We start from the raw sequence: 22,152 nt of genomic DNA, 5'->3' as shown, positions 1-22,152 counted from the left end.
ATTAAGATAATGTCGCTATTGCGGAAGCGATCGTTTCTAATGGTTTCCTGAACGTGAAGGCCGCTGTCGCTCGGTGCCGCGCTCAAGCAAGAGCTAGGGACGGCGATGTTCACCGGTAGCGTCAGGCTCCCGATGGCGTCGGCAGAGCTGGGCCTGATCGACGAATATGAAGTCGTGGTCCAGCCCATTATTGCGGGGCGTGGTCCGAGCTTGTTCGCCGGCCGCTCAAAGGCCATCGACCTGAAACTCGTCAATCCTATTGAACTTAGCTCCGGTGCCGTGGCGCTACGCTACGAGCCAAGAAGGTAGGCCGGGCGCACCTCGCAGGCAAGGCGTCGCAGTTGTTGCCCCGAAGTGTGAGAACTGGTGCAGCGCTCGGGGCCGGAGCCGCGAAGGAGTTCAAGGGCCTGATTCAGAATTCCCCAAAGACATGAGAGGCTGGCGCAGTCATACCGCTGCATTTGCGATATCGCCTCGTAGCCGAAGTTTTCGAGCGGCAGTTGATTGCCCTCGCGTGATCCGGTTTGTCGAACCCGGCGAAGCTACCGCTCAGTCGTTGCCACGAGATCAATAGCTTCGCGGAAACCGGCCCGTAAGCAGCCCCGTCATTTACTCCCGGCGGGCTTTGCTTTTTGTGGAGGGGAGTTTTGATCGGGACATTGATCGTTTGCGCAGATCTTGCCGTCGTGGACGGCGACACTCTGAAATGCGACGGGCAGAAACTAAAATCGTCTCTGAGAGCAAGGACGCTACGCCCAAGCACCGGCCGCTGGTGAATGTTTATCTGCCGAGCGGCAAGGAAGTGGGGCAGACCCTCCTCGAAGAGCGCCTCACTCGGCCGAGACACCGGCACCATAAAATCGATTGGTGAGACTAAGCCGCGTCAGCAATTTTACTTACTGTCTACGTAAGCGAGTTTCTGGCTACATCGTGGATGTTGCGTCTGATTATTGTGATCATGACCACGTGTTGTGGAGCGTCGGATGATTCTGGTCTGGTTTTATTGCGCCCTGCTGCTGGAATTCGTCTGGCTAGTACTTGTTGGCTGGAGCGCGTTCCAACTTTTCCTGCAAGTGTGAGTAGGCCTATTCCGCGGCGATCAGAGCCGGTTAGTCTCGATAAGAAAGATTGGCTGTTGAGTTTCGGCACGATTTGATCCGACTTTTCATTTCGCGTTAGCCTGTCAAATCCAACGTAGTGGATTGTGTGCAAACATCTTTAATCGCGCTGAGCGGATCAGGGCGAAATGGAAAAACGGGTCAAATCGGGCTGAAAATCAACATGCTAAACTCGGATGTAAGAAAAACGACCTGAACCTCACATTGAATACTGCAGGAAATCTTTGTCCACAGTTCAAGATTTAAGCAACCACGCTCGCAATCATCCGAGGCTCTCCCGTGAGGAGGAGAAGAGCAAGGATCTTTCGCAGCGGCCGGCTTGATCCTGCAGCAACTTGATCCACCGCAATCCCGTCGAATTCCGTCATAAGAGCTGGTGGAACCAGGACGTATTTAGAGCTTTTCGCCTAGCCGGAGCGATATTCTGTTCCACCAGCGGGCCGCGATTACCAGATGAACTGGTGAAAACGGCGGGCGATGTCCATATCCGCTTCCATGGCGTCGAAAAATGGTATCGGCGCGATGCAGAATACGCGTGTGGACAGAGCGTATCATTAAGAGCGACGCCAAAACCGTTGGTTCTATTTCAATAACGACCGCGACGGATATGCAATCAAAAATGCAAAAATGCTGGCGGAATTGTTGACCCCACCTGAGATACCGGTTGCTTGTCAGCCATCGTCGAATGTTGGGGCGGGATGAAATATGAGGATATCATTCTCAACAGCTTGGCGCCTGCGGGGTGATCTGCTCCAATGTACATTGGTCGGGCCGCTTGTCGGGCCTCCATCGCACGAGCTTAGTCCCGTGGCGAAATCGATGCCCGGTGACGTGATCGAATCTCACTTCGACCACCAATTCCGTCTTCAGAGGCTCCCACTCGCCACTTCGTTCCGTACTCCATCGGCTCGGACCGCCAGGGGCCTTTCCAGTGAAGCCGGGTGGCCCTCGAAGACGCTCTACCCGCCTGGTTAAAGCTGGCCGTTCCTCCTCCGTGATTGTTGAAGTAAATCCGACATGGTGAAGCTTTCCTTCACCATCGAACAGGCCAAGCAGCAGGGACCCGACGTTGTCGCTTTTGCTTTCATAGCGAAATCCACCCACGACGCAGTCGGCAGTGCGAAGCCGCTTGACCTTTATCATCGTCCGCTCGCCCGGGGCGTAAGGACCGTCAAGCTGTTTGGCAACGACGCCGTCCGTCCCGTTTGGCCCCGATTCACTCAACCATCGTTCGGCTTGTTTATGATCCAGGCCGATTGGTGAGAGCTGGGCTTGACTTGAGGACTCTAGAGATTTCGCAAAACATTCCAACAGGCGCCTGCGTTCTGACAACGGCTGTTCGATTGCGGAGTGGCCGCCGGGCGCGATCAGAATGTCGAACATGACAAACCGTGAGGGGGTCTCTGTAGAAAGCTTACGTATCCGACTCTCGGCTGGATGAAGGCGCATCTGCAGGGCATCGAAAGCCAGATGTCCGTTGACCTCGATGACGAGTTCACCATCGATCACGAAGACATCTGCATCGACGTCCCGGAAATATGCCACGACTTCAGGAAAATACCTGCCCAGCGGCTTTCCCGACTTGGCGCGCAGATCGACATTGCCGCCCTGCTTGAACACCAGACATCGAAACCCATCCCATTTCGGTTCGAACTGCCATTTTCCCTTAGAAGGCAGGAGCGCGGCAGATTTCGCCTCCATCGGCGGAGTAGCGACCGGTAGTGGATAGGGGAAAGGCGCGTTTCCGGCCATGGCAGTCCTCGATACAAATCCGCCGCCCGCGATCCGAACTGCGAGGTTTGAGCTGCGGGCCGGACAGGTAGGTGCTCGCCTGCCAGTTCGTTAGCCACGACGAGAAACCGGAAAAATCCGCGGTGTTCAACATCCCTGTCCGGCCGGTGACACAGCACACAACTCGAAAATGAAATGACGGTGGCTGCAGATAGTTCCGACATGGTGTGTCAGCGAGCGACAGCGTGCACCGAGTACCGGGTCACTTGGAGCAATCTCGCGCGGAAGCAAATCCTCCGTTGCTCGATCGGAGAGAAAGGCCGCTGGCGTGTTTTCTATCACCAAAACGGAACTCGCTACCTCCGGCCGGCGCCCGAATAAGCCCATGTCTGAATGACAGCGAAGAAATGCTTGGTGCAGATGGTTGCGTATCCGGCTTCAATCGTCCGCGCGGCTTTCTTCAAACGGTGGTGGAAAACTCTCGGCGTTTTCCCTGCTCTGCTCGACATGGACTACCGGATAATGCAGGCTGGAAAATCCGATGATCAGGGCCGGACCTTCAAGACTAGCTTCGGCAAGCGTCACCTGGCGAGGCCTTTGCCCGTAAATATGATCTGCTTGCAGCAGAGATGGATGATTTGTCGCTGCCGCTGCGCGTCGGCGTAGCGACCCGCACGTTCGTTGAGAGTAGCTTAGGATGGATTGCGGAATACAGTCATTTGAATAAAGTCGCGCTTTAAACGTACTGACAGGATGGTGGCGGCCCGGATCGTGTTCCGGGCCGTACCGCATACTACCGAAGGAAGCCGAGCATACGGCTGCATTGCGCACCTTTCTGTGCGGCCGTGGCCAGGCTACCAGATTTCCGCAGACCCGCCGTGTTGCATAGGGGACCTTCTGCTCAGTTGGGGGCGAAAACCTGATCGTTCATCAGCGATTGGATCAATGAGCACGCGATGCGTGTCGCCTCGCGTCAGTTAATGATTTCGCCGCGTTGGTCTGGGCGCAGTGAGGTTAGCCGTTCTCTCCACACCTGTAGCGCCTCAGGCGTCAATCTGGTCCAATGCGTGATTTCGCCGATGACCTTGAGCGGTGCGCTGCTACGATACGACCGAGTGGGGTTGCCGGGAAACTTCTTGTCGGTCACATTCGGGTCGTTCTCGAATGTCCCGGTCGGCTCTACGATGTAGACACGCGGGACTGCGCCGCCTCCGGTGAGTTCGGCCGCGATTTCAGCGGCAAGCCCGGCACCATCCACAATGGCAGTGAAATAGATATGGTTCATCACCACTTCAGGACGATAGTTCGAGCGGTATCCTGCGATGAGGAAGTCGCCCAAGCTCAAATTCGCGATTGTGCCATGAAAGAAGGGTCCCTCGTCTGGCGCTTTGGTCATCGTAGTCATCCTTATTCATGAGCCCGCCATGTGGTCGCGAAGCGCCGTGAAGAATTCTGCTTCTTCCGCTTTGCGCTCTCATATGTGTCGTGGGGAGTACCGCGGCGTTTTCCCGAAGACAGACGTCAATCAAGATAGGTTCCGACGGCAAATACGCCAGAAGGAGACATGACTTCCCACGCGGACATCTTGATTGGCGGCGCTGCAGAACCCTGGAGAAAGCCGTGTTGCAGTAACATTTTTTTGCAGCGGCGTGTCGGACTCGGTCTCCGCCGAACGTCATCATCACCAGCGGCCAGAAAAAACTCGCCCCCCAATCGAGGAGAAACCAGATGGAACAAGCTAATAATACAGATGGCGGCCAAAACCGCACGTCGGCCGAGCGCAGAGGAGACCGAGAACTCGTTGTGACACGGTTAGTCAATGCGCCGCCAAGCACGGTGTTCAGGGCGTGGAGCCAGCCCGAGCTCTTCCAGAGCTGGTGGGTGCCTAAATCGGCACCCGATGTCTTGCTCGTATCTTGCGACATGGACGTCCGTACCGGCGGCAAATATCGGCTGGAATTCGGCGCCGGCGGCTCGGAAACGATGGCCTTCTACGGCAAGTATCTCGAGGTCGTGTCAAATGAAAGCATCGTCTGGACCAACGACGAGGCGGATGAGGGCGCCGTCACGACCGTGACTTTCGAAGATCGGGGCGGGAAGACGCTGCTGACCTTCCGTGAAATTTATCCGACGATGGAAGCGCTCGAGGATGCACTACAGGGCAGTGCGGCCGCATTGCCGGAACAGCTGGACCAGCTTGACGAATTGCTGTTCAGTACAAGCAAGTAGCGCGTGGGAAACCTCCTCCGGGACACCTTCGCCCGGCTCTGTTTCGTGCCCTATGCACTCTGAGTTGGCTTTGCCTCGGTGCTAAATGCTTCCCCTCTCTGGCTCAACAACTGAAAGTTCGACATCGGTGCCTTGTCACGATCACGGTGGCTTGCTGCGGCGTCCCGTCACTCGATCCGATGACAATCGTGCGAGCGCTAGCCCCGGATATGCTCCCCAGCGTCGGGTCGAGGCACCGGCATTGACCCTGAGTTCCGCGATCAAACGCTGATCGAGATCGTCCAACTGTCTTGTCTCCTGCCCATTCCTCGAATGCGGCAGACCAAGGATTGGAACCCGAAGATGGTCGCCGACCCGATCCAGGAGCGGCTGCTTGACATCACCGCCGCCAAGAAGAAGACTTTGAAAAAGCCGCCCGCCAGCAAGGGCAAGCCGGCGCCAACGCAACCCAACAACGTGGTCAACATCATGGATGCTCTCAGGAAGTCGGTCGCAGGTGAACAGCGGACGAGCAAATGAGCCGTCGCGCCAAGCCCCTGCTGCAGGACGATTCCGTCGCCAAGTCCACGCCGGCCCGACCGCGCGATCCGGCGCAACCCAATCTTCCGTTCGATCCGATGCCCGAGCGGATCGAGCCGTGCTTGGCGCTGCTGAAATCCGTGCCGCCGAAAGGGCCGGATTGGGCATTCGAAGTGAAGTGGGACGGGCACAGGCTGGCGATCCATATCGGGCCCAAGGGGGTCAAGATCATTACCCGCGGCGGGCATGACTGGACTGATCGTTTTCCTGTCATCGCGGATGCCCAGCAAGCTTGGTGTCGGCACGGCCATTCTCGACGGCGAGGCAGTCGTTCTCGATGAAGACGGTCGCTCGGATTTCGGAGCGCTGCAGCGCTCGCTTGGCGGGCCGCGGCGGCAAGCGCTCCTCGGCAGAGGCGGTCTTCCTCGCCTTCGATCTCCTCTATTTCGACGGCCATGACCTGACCGGAGCCGAGCTCTCAACCCGGCGGCATCTGCTGGAAGATTTTCTCGATGGCGCCACCGGCGCGATCCAGCTTTCCGAAGAAGTCCAGGGCGACGGCACCGTACTTCTGGCGCATGCGTGCTCGATGGGGCTCGAACGCATCATCGCCAAACATCGGGATCAGCCCTATCGCTCCGGCCGTACCGGCGACTGGCTGAAGATCAAATGCATCCAAAGCGAAAGTTTTATGACGTCGGCTATGAACAGTCGGCATCGGCCCGCAGCGGCATCGGCAGCCTGCTGCTTGCCGCGCGCAAGGGCCACGACTGGGTCTATGTCGGCTCGGTTGGCACGGGGTTCAACGCAAAAGATGCCGAATACCTGCGGACGACGCTCGACAAGCTCCAGACCAAGCGGCCGGCGGTGCCGCTCAAGGGTAAGAACTTGGTCTTCGCCGAGCCGACATTGATCGCAGAGATCGAGTTCCGCGGCTGGACCCATGACGGCAGCTTGCGACATGCGTCTTACAAGCGCCTGCGCGAGGTCCAGGACAATGCCGCGGTCTTCGACATCAGCGACAAGCCGACGGGCTCTGAATGAACAGCCTTCCGTCATGAACCGTCGCAGCAACTCCGGATGCGTTCATCGGATCCGCGAGAGATCCGGCCGCAAAAGTGCAACGGGAGTTGCGTGCTGCGAAAGTCGCGCACGAAATCAACTTGGAGGTGGATTGTCGTTCGCCGGTCCAATCGCGGCATAGCCAGCTTGCGACAGGTGCACATTCGGCCCGACCAGTAAGATCCATTCCTCCATGCTTGCGTGTATGAGCGCCGCCTCCACCTCGCCCACGCTCAGCCCCTTGTCGATGCCATAGTCCACGATGGCATCGACCGGGACACTGTCGGTGACCTTCATGGCGCGCATTGCCATGAAGTCGAGGACAAGGCGATTATGGCGGTCGGTGTTCACGGCATCTCCTGCCTCAATCCCAGATGCGGCAACATCGCACGATCCCGCCAGTCATGAAAGCCAATGGAAGAGGTCAGGCGCCACCGAAAATACGACGATCGGATGGCAACGCCGCGAGTCGAGCACCGCTCTTCCGACGAGACATCCCCCGATGCCCGCCGGGATCGACCAGCTATTTTCGGGCTCTGAAGCGGTCGAAGGCTGTCAGCCGCTGGATCGGCGGGTCAGCATCCGGCCAGCGGTAGATTTCGGTCCGCAGGAAGTGAAGCTCCTCATCCAAGATTTCTTCGGCGATCTCGATCCACCAGGATTTGGGTCGCCCATCACTGCCATCGGCCCAGCGATAGCCCCGTACCTTGAGATGATCTTTGAGATCGAAGGGAGAGTTTTCGGCAAAAATGCGGACACGCGAGCGTTGGCTCGCCTGGTAGAGCTCGGCAAACGCCGAACGCTCGGCGCCGCCATGCCCTTCCGCGAGCACCTCGAGCAGCGCGAAGCAATCATCGACGGCCCGATGTCCGTCGTGGAAATAGCCGCTCTGCCCGATCAGGTAGCCCAGCTTTGTTCCTTCATAGCCGCGACCGCCCCAGTCAATCTCGGAAACCGAGCACGCCCAGGCCTTGCGCGCGAAGAGGTCGTTGAGAGCCTCGCAAAAGGGCCGGTCGAAGCCGGCATTGTGGGCGATGACCAGGTCGGCCGGTTCGACGATTGCACGCACCGCCGCCATGTCGAGGACCTGACCGGCGACCATCTCATCGGTGATCCCGGTCAGCTGTGTGATCTCGGCCGGGATCGGGTTCATCGGCTGCTGCAGGCCACCGTAGATGCGAAAGACGTCACCGACATCGCCCTGGTCATTGAACGTGAAGGCCACGAGGCCGATTTCGATGATTTCGTGCTGGCGAGGATCGAGGCCGGTGGTCTCGGTGTCGAGGATCACGCCGGTCAGCGGGAAACCCGGTCGACGGACATCGACCACTTGACGCGGCTCCAACTTTTTGAGGATGCGGTATCTTCCGGTGGCTTCGAGCGCACGCAGCATCTCCTCCTCAGAAAGATGCATGGGCGATGGGCGCGGCTTCCGAGGCGCCTCAAGTCTTATCACGCGCGGCCGCTCGCCGTCGGAAAACATGTCAAGCTGTGATGCCATTCCGCCCTGCCCGTTTCAGGGATCTTACTGCAGGGAAATTTTCAAGAGAAGCCCGCGCCTTTCAGCCCGCTGGAACAGCCCACAAGAAATCCGCGCCGCTTTGCCGTTGGCAGGAGAATGGAACTTCTCTATCGAATAGAATATCGGGTGAATGTTGGTATCGTAGCCGAAGAGCGTAAGTCATCTCGGCGAGTTTTGATAAGATCGTCGCAATCAAATTTGGCGAGGAGTGGGTACCGGTCGATAGCGCCGACCTCGCCTTGAACTGCCTTCGTGAGTTCTGGCCCGACAAATCCGGTCCATCGTATCATCGTGCGGTCAGGAACTGTGACGCCCATCTCGCGGTGAGGCGACCGTGCTGGCGGCACGCGCGAGCTTTATGGTGGCCGCCATGGAAGCAGGTCTTCCCTTCGACGTCTATCCCGATCACCTCGCCTTCATGGACGCGCAGATCGCCTCGGTCGCGAAGGAGAACGCCGTAATCGAGCGATGATACAGGGGGTGACGCAGAGGTGGAGACTTGAATTCGAGGGTTATTTGAGCTGGAAGCGGTGCCGGGCTTCTTCGACACATTCTGCCAAAAGCTGATCAGGATCGGTCGTGCCGATGCGATACCGGCGCATCACCAGGTCGGCACAGTCCTGGCGCGTGTCTTCCGAGTCGAAAAACCAGGGCAGCGCGATGATTGCCTCGTAAACCTGCCGCACCTGTTCAAATTGCGATTGTGTGATCGGATTGTTAATCTCTTCAACGCTCATGAACCACCCACTCGATATTGGAAAGCCCGTTCGATACACGACGATAGTTTTACAACCCTGAATTTAACGTGAATGCGAGCGATTGATGGGTGAATGCCGGGTGTCCACGAGCAAAATGGCGCATATCGAGTGCAAAACGGACAGGGCGCTCGACCCTTGCGGGGAGCGCCCTGTCGGACCCGGAGGATCGCGCGGGAGAACAAGCTGCTCGACAGGCAATCATCAAAACGGGTGAGGAGCGGTACATAATAGTCGTCCGCGCGTTTTCAAGATTCATCAACTCGTTCGAGTTCGAAGAAGTAAATCCAGTCATTGCCCTTGATCGTCATCGCGCCCATGACCCTCACCTCGTCGATGCGCCGAAAATAGTCGACGATCGGCTGCTCGTCATAGACCATGGCGGCACTCTCGACCCCGCCGAACACCATCATCTTCAGGGACGCCACCGGCCCCCTTGCCCGCAGTCGGCGCTGCAGATAGGAAAACAGGTTTCTAGCCACCCGCGTCCGGCCGGCCTGATGGAAGCGCAAGGCCAAGCCGAGCGGGATCCATTTCGGATCGACGGCAACCAGCTGGAGTTCGCCCGACCGAAACAGCAGCGCATCGGCACGCATGTCCGGTGTGAACCGCTTGCCGAACCAGCCGAGATTTTCCAGCACGCCGTCGAAGGGATGGTCCGTCGGGATGCCATGTCCCTTCCATAGGCCGACGAGCTCGGGCGGTGCAATCGGCGGCAGGTTCTGAAATTCCTCAAGCGCTGTCTGCTGGTCTCTCACCGGAACAAGCGTCCTTCTGCTTGCGCTCTTTGGCCCGTCGCCTGGATTTGGCCTCGCGCCGCGCTATCCGCAACTCGTCGAGATCAGCCGTCCACCAGCCCCGATCGAGTTCGCTTTGTGTCGGCGGTCCCCGCGCCGGCCAAGTCGTCACGAGTTCTTCCAGCGAGCCCGATCGCCACGACGCCCAGACATATTCTTCATTCTTGGCGGCCGGAAAGTAGAATTCACTGATGGTTGCCGGATCTGCCAGTTCGCCGTCCGTGCCGGTAAAGAAGACGACACCGACATGTGTGCCGATCGCGCGCTGGAACGGCGGAGCGTCATCGGCTGGAACCGGATAGCGCTTCCGCCGACGCTCTCTCATCCGTTCCTTTGATACCTGCTCTTCCACCGTGCCCTTGATGGCTTCGCGCCGCGCGCGCCTGACTTCCGGCTCGCTCCGTTCGGCGGCCGCCTCGATGGCTGGCCAGCGCTGCCGGAGTTCCTCGATTGAGCGATAGGGCACGGTCCAGACACGGCGATCGCCATCCCAGCGCGCATGTGGGACTTCCCGGATCTCGTTGACGACGCTGCGTGAATAGGGTGTCCGAATCTTGAATGTTCCCGGCGCCGCCTCAAGATACCGGCTTTCGATCGGATCGAAGTCGAAGGCATCCCTACCCTTCTCGTCGGCAAACCTGTCAGCCTCCGCCTCCATCTTCGCCAGCCAGCGACCGATCCGCTTCTGAGCCGTGCGGCCTCGCACGAACCACGCATTGAGGCTGTCGCTCCAACGCGCTCGCGGAAACGCGTTCCGCAAACGCTCAACCGTCATTCGGTCGTGCGGTAGGTCGGTCGTTGCCCCGACACGTCCGGATCTGGATTTGTCGTTCGGTTCGTCGTTCATTGCCACTGCCTGCGTCGCGCCATTGACAGCTCACGCGGCCCGTTTCACCTTGCCGAGGCGTTTGATTGCCTGCTCCAGCGGTCGCTCGCCCTCACAATAATCCTGCCAGGCGGAGGTTTTCGCAAGCAGTGCCGCCACGGTTCGCAGCGTAAACCGCTTCGGGTCGAGATCCGATTTGACCTGCGCCCAGGTGAGCGGCATCGATACTGTGGCGCCGGGGCGGGCCCGTGGTGACAGCGGCGCGACCGCGGTGGCCATGCGATCGTTGCGGAGATAGTCAAGGAAGATCCTCCCAACTCGCAGGCTTTTGCTCATCTTGATAAGATAGAAATCGGGGTTGTCGCGCGCCATCTGCTCGCAGACGTCGTGCGCGAAGCCCTTGGCCTCTGCCCAGACGAGCGGCTTGCGCTTGTTGACCGCGAGCGGCGTGACGACGTGCAGCCCCTTGCCACCCGTGGTCTTGCAAAAGCTGACGAGGCCGACCTCGTCGAGCCGGTCGCGCATCTCTCGGGCGGCCGCTACCACGGTCGAGAACGGCACGTCGGGGCCCGGATCAAGGTCGAATACCAGACGGCCAGGCACTTCCGGCTGGCCAGGCTCGCAGTTCCACGGATGCAGCTCGACACCGCCGATCTGGGCGATGGCCGCCAGCCCCTCGATCCGGTCGATCTGCAGGTAGGGCTTCTTGTCGCCGAAGACCTTCACCAGCTCGATGAGGCTGGAGGTGCCGGGCATCGCATGGCGCTGGAAAAATTGCTCGCCCCCGATACCATCGGGAACACGAATGATCGAACAGGGCCTGCCCTTGATATGATCGATCAACCAGGCGCCGACGGCTTCATGGTAGCGCGCCAGATCTTCCTTAGTCACTGGCTCGCCATCGCCAGCATCCGGCCAGAGCGGCTTCTCGGGGCTGGAGATAAGCACGCCCATGACATCGGCTTTCGCGCCTTTGCGTCGGAACGATCTGGTGTTGGCGGCGGGGACAGGTTCGGCCGTGTCGGTCTTGGCGGGGGAAGCCGGCCTCTCAGCCTCGACCTCTTTCGCCGGCTTATCTTCGCGCAAGCCTTTGAAGGCAGCCTGGCGGACGAGGCCGTCTGCAGTCCAGCCTTCGAATTCGATCTCGGCAACTAGTTCCGGCTTCAACCAGAAAACTTCGGCCTGTTTTTTCGGCGCCCCAATACCGGTGAATGGCGACTTGGTCGCTTCAACCGCCTTAAGCTTCGGCAACAATCGCACGACTTCTCGGCACCATAGCCCGTCCCGACTCGTCCGACATAGACGAAGTGATCGCCGCGGTTGACGCCGACCAGGAGAGATCGGAACTTGCCGTTGGTCTTGGCATAACCGCCAATCACCACCTCGTGGCCAGCCCGGCATTTCGATTTCGCCCAGGTGTCGGTGCGACCCGATTGATAGGGCGCATCCATTTGTTTGGAGACGACACCTTCGAGATTGAGCTTGCAGGCGGAGCGGAGTACGGCGTCGCCTCCGGACTCGAAATGTTCGACATAGCGAATGCGGGGGTTGTCGCCGCCATCGGTGAGAAAATTTTGCAGCCGCTCCTTCCGCTCCACCAGGCGCATCGGCCGACGGCGGCGTCCCGCAACGCCTCGCTTTGGGCGTCGCGCCCAGCACCGTCAAGACACATCTGTCCTCGATATTCGGCAAGACAGGCGCCTCGAAACGAAGCCACCTTGGTTAAGGCGGTCACGTCCCTCCAGCGATGAACCCCGAAAATCTTGCAGGTCTGGCATTCGGAATGCACGCCGAACGTCGCAGAATGGCGAAGCGCTTGGCTGGATGATATTCAAGCCACGACCGTCGGCATGGCGCACCCACACCGATAAGCGAATGCGCGGCGGGCAGCCGCGCGGGGACCTCCACGCCACTTGCCAGCGATCCGCTCGGCATCATTGAGGCGCCGGTCGACCCGTTGCAGTCACCGGCTTCGGCGAGCGCGATGGCACACCCAGTGTGGAAGCCCATCGAGTAGGGCGGCAAGAGCCAGGCGTCAGTAACTTCACGATCGCCGCCGCAATTGGCAAAACGGCCGAGAAGCTCAATCGATGTCTACATTTTTTCTCTAGTTAATACAAAGGCTTCGAGCGAAAGCACGAGGCGGCCGCGGAGAAATATTTTTCGAGGAACGCGCGAGGAACATAGTTTTTCTAGTGTCCCCTCGCAATCACTTGCTACGCGAAAAAAGAAACCAAGACACCGCAATTTCCATCCTGATCCCGCAACCCTATCCGACACACGTCCAACCACGGAGGAACTGAAAATGTCACTGAGAATCAACGATATCGCCCCTGATTTCACCGCCGAAACCACGATGGGGCCAATCTCCTTCCATGCCTGGCTCGGCAGCGATTGGGGCGTTCTCTTCTCCCATCCCAAGGATTTCACGCCGGTCTGCACCACCGAGCTTGGCTACATGGCGCGGATGAAACCGGAATTCGACAAGCGCGGCGTCAAGATCATCGGCCTTTCGGTCGATCCGGTCGACCGGCATTCCGGCTGGGCGAACGACATTGCCGAAACCCAGGGCACGGCGCCGAATTTCCCGATGATCGGCGATCCGACGCTGGCCGTGTCCAAGCTCTACGACATGCTGCCTGCCGCGGCCGGCGAGACTTCCGATGGCCGCACGGCTGCGGACAACCAGACCGTCCGCAACGTCTACGTCATCGGCCCGGACAAGAAGATCAAGCTCGTCATCTCCTATCCGATGACCACGGGCCGCAATTTCGATGAGATCCTGCGGGTGATCGACTCGATGCAGCTGACCGCCAAGCACCGCCTGGCGACGCCGGTCAACTGGAAACCGGGCGACGACGTCATCATTGCCGGCTCGGTCTCCAATGACGAGGCCAAGCAGCTCTATCCGCAGGGTTGGAAAGAGCCAAAGCCCTATATCCGCATCGTACCGCAGCCGGTGCTGACCTGACCGGTCCGCTGGCGAGGGCGGGTCTGCCCGCCCTCGCCGCCCCCCAAACATCCTCGCCCCAAACCCTATTCAGGAGAGAACAATGACCACTATGAGCAAGCCGCGTATCGTCGTGCTCGGCGCCGGATTTGGCGGCCTGGAGCTGACGACGCTTCTGTCGGAATCGCTGGGAGACAGTATCGACGTGACGCTGATCGACAAGAGCGATCACTTCGTCTTCGGTTTCTCCAAGCTGGACGTAATGTTCGGCCATAGGGAACCGGAAGCGGTGCGCATGCCCTATTCCAATTATGCCAAGCCGGGCGTGAAGCTGTTGAAACGCACCGTCACCCAGATCGATCCGGTAGCTCGCCGCGTGACCACCGATGATGGCGTCTTCGATGCCGATATCCTGGTCGTGGCGCTCGGTGCGGAATATGATTTCGACGCCACGCCCGGCCTCGCTGGCACCACCGAATTCTACACGGTGCCGGGCGCGGAAAACCTCAGGCACGTGCTGCCGGAATTCAAGAAAGGCCGGGCACTGGTTGGCGTCTGCGGCGCGCCTTACAAATGCCCGCCGGCGCCGAGCGAATGCGTGCTGATGCTGCACGACTATCTCGTCAGCCGCGGCATTCGCAACGACTGTGAAATCGACCTGGTCCTGCCGCTGCCGAGCCCGGTGCCGCCGTCGCCGGAGACGTCGCGCGCGCTGATCGCGGCCTTTGCCGAACGCAATATCCGTTTCACGCCCGGTCGCCGTGTCGCATCGGTCGACAATGCCAAGAATGTCGCCGTCCTCGATGACGGCACCGAAATGCCTTTCGACCTGTTCCTCGGCGTGCCGAAGCACCGCGTGCCGCCGGTCGTGCTCGCAAGCGGCATGGCAGTGGACGGCTGGATTCCGGTCAACCCGAGGACGCTCGAAACCAAATATGAAAACGTCTATGCGGTGGGCGATGGCGCCAATACCGGCACGCCCAAAGCAGGCGTATTTGCCGAAGGTGCGGCACGTGCCGTGGCGACCGCGCTGATCGCCAAACTCGCGAACCGCGGACAGGCGATCGAATACAACGGCTTCGGCACCTGCTATATCGAATTCGGCGCCGGTCGCATAGGCAAGGTCGAGGTCGATTTCTTCTCCGGCCCCAGCCCGACCGGCACCTATTACGAGCCATCGGTCGAGCTCAGGAAGGACAAGGAATTCTTCGGCTCCAGCCGCCGCGCCCGCTGGTTTGGTCTCTGAGTGGCAACTTTCGCTCAGCCGGAATTGCAGACTGGACCGATCCACTGTACATGGCTCAACCATAGCCGCCATGCCCGGCATCTCTGCAAGGTGGCGGCCAACTTCATCAGCTCGACATCATGAACGTGGCTGGCGCCATGTGCGCCCGCCGCTCACATCCATCAATCTCCCTCCGATTAGGATCTTATTTCATGACCACCATTTCCGTGGATTCGACCGCTACTGGAACATTTACCGGCACCGACGGGGTTGACGAAGTCGACGCAAGTGATGGTCTGGGCACCGCTACATATGTCGGGTTCGAAAAGCTGAGCTTCGGCTGGACCGGCGATTTCACTGCCAGCATTTCGCAACTAAATTCGTTCAGCACAATCGAATTGCACGATCCATCCTTCAGCAACAAGATCGCGCTGACGGGCGACGGCGGCGCGCTTGATTTTTCGACGCACCTGTCCTCGGCAGTTGTGCTCGACGTCGACGGCTCCAACCTGACGTCAGCGTCCACGATCACCGGAACCAACCAAAACGATCGCTTCAGCGGCTTCCACAACGGCGACGCAATCTCTGGCGGCACCGGCGATGACACATTCGAGATAAAGAATGGCGACGTCGGCAGCGGCACGTTCGATGGCGGTGACGGCACGGACACGGTGACTGGCGACAGCGTTGTTCTCGGCACGCTCGTGACCACCGGTGTGGAAGCAGTCAGCGCCAATTCTCTGAGTGCGACGATCGCCCAGATCAAGTCCTTCGATACTGTGAGCGTCGCCCATACACTCTACCTTGCCGGTGCGGGCGGCACCTTGAACCTCTCGACGCTTGCCAGCAATCCCGCGGTCGATGCGTCCGCTGCGACGTCAAAGGTGACTTTGACCGCGGGCACGTCGGGAAGCTCCCTGACCGGATCGAACTTTGGCGACGTTCTGAACGGCAGCAGCGCCAAAGATAGCCTGAGGGGCGGAAAAGGCAGTGACCACCTAAATGCCGGCGACGGCAACGACTTTCTTCTGGGTGGCGCCGGCAACGATGTCCTCAACGGTGGCAAGGGCGACGACCGCTTGAACGGCGGTGCCGGCAACGATACCCTGAGCGGCGAAGACGGCAATGACACAATCGTATTGTTCTCCAAAATAGTTGGCGTGCCTGCCGGCATCGTCACCGTCAACGGGGGCGCAGGAGACGACCTGGTCAGCGGACATTATCTCGGCAACACCACCTTCAAGAATGTCGAGACCTTGTTTGCAGCGGGCAGTGCCGTAACTGCCAGCATCGAGCAATTGAGGTCGTTTTCGATGTTTGTCGCCGTAGCGTCCTTCAATCTGACCGGCGCAGGCGGAATGCTCGACCTGACGAAGATCAACTCTGCCCCGCTTGGCGATGTCGATGCTTCGAAGGCGACATCGAAGGTCCTCCTCACTGGCACCGGGGCGTTCGACGTGTTTACCGGTACGGAATACGACGATACCCTCGACGGAGGCGACGGAAACGATATCCTTACCGGAGGGGCAGGTGCCGACCGGCTCGACGGCAGCCACGGCAGTGACACGGCATCCTATGCGGGGGCCTCCAAAGGCGTGGTGGTCGCGCTTGCGGCGCCTGGCGAGAACACCAACGACGCCAAAGGCGATGTCCTTGTCTCGATTGAAAAGCTCATCGGATCGAGCCACGCCGACAGTCTATCCGGAACGGCGCGAGCCGATGATTTCTCGGGTGGTGACGGCAATGACAGACTGTCGGGCGGGGCCGGAAACGACCTGCTGAACGGTGGCGCGGGTGCCGACAAGCTGATCGGCGGCGCGGGCATCGATACCGCATCCTATGCCGGCGCGGCCGCGGGTGTTCACGTCAATCTCGCATCCCCCGGCGCCAACACCAACGATGCTGCCGGCGACACCTATTTGTCGATCGAGAACGTGACCGGATCGAGTTCGGATGACGACATCACCGGAGATGCGGCCGCTAACAGGCTGGATGGCGGCGCCGGACACGATCTCCTCATTGGCGGTGCCGGGGGCGACAAGCTCATCGGTGGCGACGGCATTGATGTTGCTTCCTATGCCGGCGCAAGCAAGGGTGTGAGAGTCAATCTGAGCGCACCCGGGTCCAACACCAACGATGCCAAAGGTGACAGTTATTCCTCGATCGAAGACATTCGCGGGTCGGCCCACAACGATGTTCTTATCGGAAGCGCTGCAGGTGACCTGCTTGAGGGCAAAGTCGGAAACGATATCATTAAGGGAGGAGATGGCGACGATCAAATCTATGGCAATAGTGGCGCTGACATCCTTTACGGCGGTCGCGGAGAGGATATTTTTTGGTTTGGCGCCGTTTCCGATATGACGACATCGGAAGCCAAGACCGATACGATCAAGGATTTCTTGCAATCGGAGGGGGATACGATCAGCTTTTTCCAACTCGACGCCGACAGCAATACTCACGGCCACCAATCTTTCAACTTCATCGGCACATCCGCCTTCAGCAAGACGGCCGGCGAACTTCGCTTCCAAACCACGACATCGGACACTTATGTTTACGGCGACAACGATGGCGATGGCCAAGCGGACTTCGTCTTGCATCTGGGCACCGCCGTAGATCTGACGGCGGCGGATTTCATCTTGAACATCTAGGTCCTGTCGCACATCTGGCAGCCGCAGATTTTGTGTAATTCCGCCCCCCGAAGTTCGAGCCTGCGGGCTGGCACGTGGCAGATGTTCGCTGCTATCGCGCCAGCCAGTCGCCTTCGACATTTAGGATGGCTCCGGTCATGCAAACAGAGGCCGGGGCAAAGCACACGGCGGCGCCGGCAATATCTTCAGCGTCGCCCCAGGGCCCGGACGGAATGCGTTCGAGGATCTGGGGCGACTCGTCCCGGATCCGCCGCAGAGATACCGGGCGGCACCACTCCCGCTACGCAATCCCACGGCCCTCGCGCTGCCGCCAAGAACCCGTTAACGCGAAGGCCCCCATGATGCCTTGAGAATAGCGCGATCGACCATTCGACCGCTCGCATACACAACCTCAGTCGTCGAGGGTAGGTCGATTCCTAACGTGTGTGTACTATTATTGTCGATTCCAGACTTCGAACGCCTCAACGATCCAATCTCGGAAATACCGTATTTTCCCCATCCTGCGGCGAGACTCCGGATAGACCAGCCAATATGAGTGGCCATCGTTGCCGACAATGTCGAAGGGCTGATAGAGCCGTCCAAGCGCCATGTCGTCCTTATAAAATGCGGGCGTCAACATGGCGACGCCCTGCCCCGCCATGGCTGCTTGAGCGCCAAAAAACTGCACTCCAAGTTCGGTCGCCGGTCGCTTCGACAAATCCGTGTCCGGCAGGCCTACCGCTTTGAACCACAACCGCCACCATGGGTCCCCGGGATCGAGGATAGGAAGCGTCAAAAGATCGGTGGGAACCCGCAGCCCCCCTGAGGCGCTCGCAAGCGAAGGGCTCAACATTGGCGAGAAATCGACCGGCATCAGCCGGTGGCACTCCAGACCAGGCCAGTCTCCACGCCCGCCCCGGATGGCCACATCGACCGGATCACGGCTGAAGTCAACCAAGGTTTCCCGGCTGGTCAGGCGCACGGCGAGGTCTGGATGTCTGAGCTGAAACGAACCGAGATGCCGGGCGAGCCACTGGGAGGCAAAGGTGGGCGTTGAATCAATTACCAATGCCGTGTCGGGCGAATTTTCGATCTCTAGCACCGCGTCCCTGAGAATGTTGAAGGCTTGGGTCGTTTTGCCGGCGAGGGTCTCGCCCACGTCCGTCAGCCGTACGGAGCGGGGCTGCCGTGTGAAAAGTTGCGTACCGATCAGCTGCTCGAGAACCTTGATCTGATAACTTACGGCCGTCTGTGTAATGCCCAGCTCTTCGCCTGCCTTGGTGAAACTGGTCAGGCGAGCTGTGGCTTCAAATACCCGCAACGCGTTGACCGGGACACGATTTAGAACCGACATGGATCAATCCAGTTTATGCATCGCAGAGATTTTGAATTGGTATCGCCGCACCAAGCTACGCAAGATATAGCAGTCGCAATCTGAGCCAAGGTGCAACATGAGCAACGTAGAAATCAACCCAGTTTCTTGCGTATCGGCAACATCGACGAGGCTTTCAAGATTTTTGAGGATGACTGTTCCGAAAGGTCGCCGGGGTACCACCCTCGAAGTAGGCAGTATGCCGGACTACCTCAGACGGGACATCGGTTACCCCCAACCGACATCACCATCGATCGTGAGATCAGTATGGCCAATGCGAGCATCAGAGCCGGGGTGATCTTTCCCAGGCCATGCTGAACAGCGCCAGACCAATGCCCATGATGATGCCGCTGCGGAACTGGCGGGGCGGTGGTCGCCGGACTAATTATGCGGCCGACATCGAACGCGCCGGGGAAGCGCGATACGCGCGCGTCGTCAGTTATCTCGGTAACACGGCGTTCGCTGGGCTGGTCGCTGTATGAGTGAATCGAATGGCGCTGAGTTTCGAACGGCGCGGCGCCGGCGGCTTCGCAGGAAAATTCTTGCTTCCGCGCACGCGCCAGAATCGAGACATAAGTCTCATGCCGCTCAGGCTCTCTGCGGTTGGCAAGGCCGCCATCGCGCGCCTTACCTCGTCGACCTTCAGGTCCTGTCCTTTCACATTGGACGCTACTTAGGCATTGGTTGCTTGAGGTTTGGCGTAACGGCTCACGACCATGCCCCTAGGGTATGCTTTGGCATTCAGCAGCCTCAATTTGCGAGAGCCAGAGGCCATGAAAATGAGCGCGCCAGTGCCCACGGCGGCAGGGTTGATGTAGAACTGGAATTCGTCGACGACGACCTCCCGGATCAAAGCCGGCGCGAACCCCGCGCCGCCGCGTCGTCGAGCGGCACGGTTTGATAGACACCCGCTTGCCCAGAGCCTTTTCCAAAATGTAGGTCATTTATGATTTTCCACGGATTGATCCACTTTGCCGTTTCTCATGCACTCGGCAGTTCACGTAAATTGATGATGTGTTTCAGCTGATTGAGGATAACGGGGCGGATCAGCGCCCAGCGGAAATAGGGGGTCAACTCGAAGCGACTATCATCACAACTCGTTTTACTGTTTCGGCCCTTTAGTTGCGGAGATAGCCAAGTTGATTTTGACTTCCTTGTTTGTGACGCGATGAAGGTACCTGCGGTAGCGGTGCCGTTTGCGAGCGCGCCCCCTCATCGCGCCTAATCCATGATGGAGGTAATTACTCGTGGCAGGTCACCCGGAGCAAGCACGAAGTCGGGATGGAGACCGCCGAAGTGGACCGATCTGACCTTGTCCTGACTGGCCGTCCAGACCGCCGCATAGGCGCTGCGCATTTCGCCGGCGCGGTGGCCGGAAGGCAGTGCCGCCCGCGCTCGGCGGGGAAGGCTCTCTATCGTCTTGCGACACAGACCGGCGTTAATGAAACAGAATCATTTTGATGACATTTTTAGCTACCGCATAAACCTGGACGCCTTAGCTACAACGGCGCTCAAGCCAGAGGGAAACCCATGGGTTTTACGATTGCTCGCAGTCTCGTTGCGTTCGGCATTGCCGTATCCGCTGGCATCTTCGCCTCGATCGGGCTGCAGCAGACCGCGCTCGAACGGTTAAAGGTCAACGGCCCCGTCTATGAACAAGTGGTTTATGGCAAGGACCTGATCGCAGACATCCTGCCGCCGCCGCTCTTCGTGGTCGAATCCTACATGCTCTCGTTCGAGGCGGCGAAATTCCCCGAGCTGGCACAGACCAATCTCGTCAAGATCGCCAATCTCAAGAGCCAATACGACGACCGCCGCGCCTACTGGAAAACCACCCGCCTGCCGCAGGCGTTGAAGGACGAGCTGGAGAACGACGTCGTCGCCAAGGGCGACGTGTTCTGGAAGGTGATGGATGAGAAGATCATCCCCGCTCTAAAGTCCAAGGACGAGAAGCAAGCGCACAGCGCGATCGAAGAATTGCGCACTGCCTTCCACACGCACCAGGACGCCGTGCTGAAGCTGGTTGACAATTCCAACACCTTCCTTGCCGGCGAAGAGACATACGCCGCTTCCGAAGTGTTCAACTGGACCGTTTATGCGGTAATCGCGGGCTTAGGCTCATTCGCGCTGCTGCTCGGAGGACTCTACCTGCTGCGGAGGCGGGCCATCGTGCCGCTTTCCGGCATGAAGGCCTACATGGGCAAACTCGCTGCCGGTGATTACTCCGCCGACGTGCCCTATGCCGACCGCGCTGACGAGATCGGCGCCATGTCGAAGGCAGTCGCCGTGTTTCGCGACACCGCACGTGAACGGCAGGAGGCGCGCATCCGTGACGAAGCCGCCAAGAATGCTGAAATCGAGCGCGAGCGGCGGCTGGCAAGCGAGAAAGTGGCTGAGGACTGCATGCGCGAAGACCTTATCCGCGAACTGAGCGAAGGCCTTGCCCAGTTGTCGCGCGGCAATCTCGGCTACAGGATCGAACGAACATTTGGGTCGGCATATGAGGCACTGCGCCAGGAATTCAATGCGAGCCTGGATGCACTAGCTACCTCGATGCGTGAGATCACCTCGACCACCGGCCGGGTGCGGCACTCGGCCGCCGGCATCACCTCGGCGACCGAAGATCTGGCGCGGCGCACCGAGCAGCAGGCCGCGACGATTGTCGAAACTGCGGCGGCGCTCGAACAGATGGACGTGACGGCGAAGAACGCATCCGACCGCGCGCGCCGCGCAAACGAAATGATGGCGGGAACCCGCACCAGCGCCGAACATTCGGCCGTCGTCGTGCGCGACGCAATTGCGGCGATGGAAAAGATCGAAGGGTCTTCGGCCGAGATCGGCCAGATTATCAATGTCATCGACAACATTGCCTTCCAGACAAACCTGTTGGCCCTCAACGCCGGCGTGGAGGCCGCTCGCGCCGGCGAAGCGGGCAAGGGTTTTGCTGTCGTCGCCCAGGAGGTGCGCGAACTCGCCTCGCGCTCGGCAAAGGCCGCCAACGAGATCAAGGCTTTGATCTCAGCTTCCACTGCCCAGGTGACGAACGGCGTGACGCTGGTCAACCGTACCGGCGCGGCCCTGACCGAAATCGAGCAGCAGGTCCGCGGCGTCACCGGCCTGATCGGCGACATCGTCTCCACCGCCAACGAACAGGTCGTTGCCATCGGCGAGATCAACGCTTCCGTCACCGCGCTCGATCAGGCGACGCAGAAAAATGCGGCAATGGCTGTCGAGACCACATCAGCCTGCCGCGCATTGGGCGATGAAGCCCATACGCTGGACGATATCGTCAAGCGTTTTGAAGTCAAATCTGATGGTAAGCATAAATCGCGAAGGGCGGCCTAGCGTCAGCATAGGTTTGCGCTCGCACCGCCGGCTGTTAATATTCAGCACGAAGCGGCCGGCGCCTCCGCCGCTGT

Annotated in this window: 17 protein-coding genes and 4 pseudogenes; 10 read left to right on the top strand and 11 right to left on the bottom strand. The window is 59.4% G+C overall.

The genetic code is table 11. The annotated features are described in order from the left end of the window. Nucleotides 1–105: 105 nt before the first annotated feature. A complete protein-coding gene (locus AC1D06_RS22450) occupies nucleotides 106–309 on the top strand; it encodes a dihydrofolate reductase family protein (RefSeq protein WP_477988017.1) in 204 nt (67 codons plus the stop codon). A 1,153-nt stretch (nucleotides 310–1,462) separates the two neighbouring features. After that, nucleotides 1,463–1,820, top strand: a pseudogene (locus AC1D06_RS22445) (DUF72 domain-containing protein); the annotation flags it as partial. Between the two features lie 18 nt (nucleotides 1,821–1,838). Here the strand turns inward: AC1D06_RS22445 and AC1D06_RS22440 are convergent. The 3 genes from AC1D06_RS22440 to arr all read right to left on the bottom strand — a co-directional run bounded on the left by AC1D06_RS22440 (nucleotide 1,839) and on the right by arr (nucleotide 4,245). After that, nucleotides 1,839–2,870, bottom strand: a complete 1,032-nt coding sequence (locus AC1D06_RS22440) for an ATP-dependent DNA ligase (RefSeq protein ID WP_477988016.1) — start codon at nucleotides 2,868–2,870, stop codon at nucleotides 1,839–1,841. Nucleotides 2,871–3,287: 417 nt separating this feature from the next. Next, nucleotides 3,288–3,434 (bottom strand): hypothetical protein, encoded by a 147-nt coding sequence (locus tag AC1D06_RS22435; RefSeq protein ID WP_477988014.1) that lies wholly within the window; start codon nucleotides 3,432–3,434, stop codon nucleotides 3,288–3,290. Between the two features lie 388 nt (nucleotides 3,435–3,822). Continuing rightward, nucleotides 3,823–4,245 carry an NAD(+)--rifampin ADP-ribosyltransferase gene (gene arr, locus AC1D06_RS22430; protein WP_477988013.1) on the bottom strand — a complete coding sequence of 141 codons (423 nt, stop codon included), beginning with the start codon at nucleotides 4,243–4,245 and terminating at the stop codon, nucleotides 3,823–3,825. Between the two features lie 332 nt (nucleotides 4,246–4,577). Here arr and AC1D06_RS22425 point away from each other — a divergent pair, with 332 nt between their 5' ends. From AC1D06_RS22425 to ligD (AC1D06_RS22415), 3 genes and pseudogenes are all read left to right on the top strand, one after another. Continuing rightward, nucleotides 4,578–5,078: an SRPBCC family protein gene (locus AC1D06_RS22425; protein ID WP_477988012.1), complete on the top strand. Its 501-nt coding sequence runs from the start codon at nucleotides 4,578–4,580 to the stop codon at nucleotides 5,076–5,078. 342 nt (nucleotides 5,079–5,420) lie between these two features. Beyond that, entirely contained in the window at nucleotides 5,421–5,597 is a 177-nt protein-coding gene (locus tag AC1D06_RS22420; protein ID WP_477988010.1) for a hypothetical protein, read from the top strand. Continuing rightward, nucleotides 5,594–6,641: pseudogene (gene ligD, locus AC1D06_RS22415) on the top strand (non-homologous end-joining DNA ligase). Before AC1D06_RS22420 ends, ligD (AC1D06_RS22415) begins: the two are co-directional and overlap by 4 nt. 114 nt (nucleotides 6,642–6,755) lie before the next feature. On the opposite strand, the gene AC1D06_RS22410 reads toward ligD (AC1D06_RS22415), so the two are convergent. Together AC1D06_RS22410 and AC1D06_RS22405 are read right to left on the bottom strand one after the other, a co-directional pair. Beyond that, nucleotides 6,756–7,010, bottom strand: coding sequence for a hypothetical protein (locus AC1D06_RS22410; RefSeq protein WP_477988009.1), 255 nt, complete (start codon nucleotides 7,008–7,010; stop codon nucleotides 6,756–6,758). A 172-nt stretch (nucleotides 7,011–7,182) separates the two neighbouring features. Next, nucleotides 7,183–8,160: a 3'-5' exonuclease gene (locus AC1D06_RS22405; protein WP_477988007.1), complete on the bottom strand. Its 978-nt coding sequence runs from the start codon at nucleotides 8,158–8,160 to the stop codon at nucleotides 7,183–7,185. A gap of 355 nt (nucleotides 8,161–8,515) precedes the next feature. On the opposite strand from AC1D06_RS22405, the gene AC1D06_RS22400 reads away from it, so the two are divergent. Next, nucleotides 8,516–8,653, top strand: a complete 138-nt coding sequence (locus AC1D06_RS22400; RefSeq protein WP_477988026.1) for a hypothetical protein — start codon at nucleotides 8,516–8,518, stop codon at nucleotides 8,651–8,653. A gap of 40 nt (nucleotides 8,654–8,693) precedes the next feature. On the opposite strand, the gene AC1D06_RS22395 is transcribed toward AC1D06_RS22400, so the two are convergent. The 4 genes and pseudogenes from AC1D06_RS22395 to ligD (AC1D06_RS22380) all read right to left on the bottom strand — a co-directional run. Continuing rightward, nucleotides 8,694–8,918 (bottom strand): hypothetical protein, encoded by a 225-nt coding sequence (locus tag AC1D06_RS22395; RefSeq protein ID WP_477988006.1) that lies wholly within the window; start codon nucleotides 8,916–8,918, stop codon nucleotides 8,694–8,696. 266 nt (nucleotides 8,919–9,184) lie between these two features. Further along, nucleotides 9,185–9,694 carry a DUF4334 domain-containing protein gene (locus AC1D06_RS22390; protein WP_477988005.1) on the bottom strand — a complete coding sequence of 170 codons (510 nt, stop codon included), beginning with the start codon at nucleotides 9,692–9,694 and terminating at the stop codon, nucleotides 9,185–9,187. Then, a complete protein-coding gene (locus tag AC1D06_RS22385) occupies nucleotides 9,669–10,580 on the bottom strand; it encodes a hypothetical protein (RefSeq protein ID WP_477988004.1) in 912 nt (303 codons plus the stop codon). Before AC1D06_RS22385 ends, AC1D06_RS22390 begins: the two co-directional genes overlap by 26 nt. 30 nt (nucleotides 10,581–10,610) lie before the next feature. Further along, nucleotides 10,611–12,166: pseudogene (gene ligD / locus AC1D06_RS22380) on the bottom strand (DNA ligase D); the annotation flags it as partial. Between the two features lie 698 nt (nucleotides 12,167–12,864). Between ligD (AC1D06_RS22380) and AC1D06_RS22375 the strand changes: the two are divergent. The 3 genes from AC1D06_RS22375 to AC1D06_RS22365 all read left to right on the top strand — a co-directional run bounded on the left by AC1D06_RS22375 (nucleotide 12,865) and on the right by AC1D06_RS22365 (nucleotide 17,382). Beyond that, a complete protein-coding gene (locus AC1D06_RS22375; RefSeq protein ID WP_477988003.1) occupies nucleotides 12,865–13,530 on the top strand; it encodes a peroxiredoxin in 666 nt (221 codons plus the stop codon). 82 nt (nucleotides 13,531–13,612) lie between these two features. Then, entirely contained in the window at nucleotides 13,613–14,755 is a 1,143-nt protein-coding gene (locus AC1D06_RS22370; protein WP_477988002.1) for an NAD(P)/FAD-dependent oxidoreductase, read from the top strand. Between the two features lie 191 nt (nucleotides 14,756–14,946). Beyond that, nucleotides 14,947–17,382, top strand: coding sequence for a beta strand repeat-containing protein (locus AC1D06_RS22365; RefSeq protein WP_477988001.1), 2,436 nt, complete (start codon nucleotides 14,947–14,949; stop codon nucleotides 17,380–17,382). A 433-nt stretch (nucleotides 17,383–17,815) separates the two neighbouring features. On the opposite strand, the gene AC1D06_RS22360 is transcribed toward AC1D06_RS22365, so the two are convergent. Together AC1D06_RS22360 and AC1D06_RS22355 are read right to left on the bottom strand one after the other, a co-directional pair. Continuing rightward, the gene (locus AC1D06_RS22360; protein WP_477988000.1) at nucleotides 17,816–18,715 is read right to left on the bottom strand and encodes a LysR substrate-binding domain-containing protein; all 900 of its coding nucleotides are present in this window, start codon (nucleotides 18,713–18,715) and stop codon (nucleotides 17,816–17,818) included. 691 nt (nucleotides 18,716–19,406) lie between these two features. Continuing rightward, a pseudogene (locus tag AC1D06_RS22355) lies at nucleotides 19,407–19,598 on the bottom strand (dihydrofolate reductase family protein); the annotation flags it as partial. A gap of 665 nt (nucleotides 19,599–20,263) precedes the next feature. On the opposite strand from AC1D06_RS22355, the gene AC1D06_RS22350 reads away from it, so the two are divergent. Next, complete coding sequence (locus AC1D06_RS22350; protein WP_477987999.1) at nucleotides 20,264–22,078, top strand: methyl-accepting chemotaxis protein; 1,815 nt, start codon at nucleotides 20,264–20,266, stop codon at nucleotides 22,076–22,078. The last annotated feature ends 74 nt before the right edge of the window (nucleotides 22,079–22,152 follow it).

Source organism: Rhizobium sp. P2_G2 (genome assembly GCF_056403555.1).
This window is presented reverse-complemented; position numbering and strand designations above follow the sequence as displayed.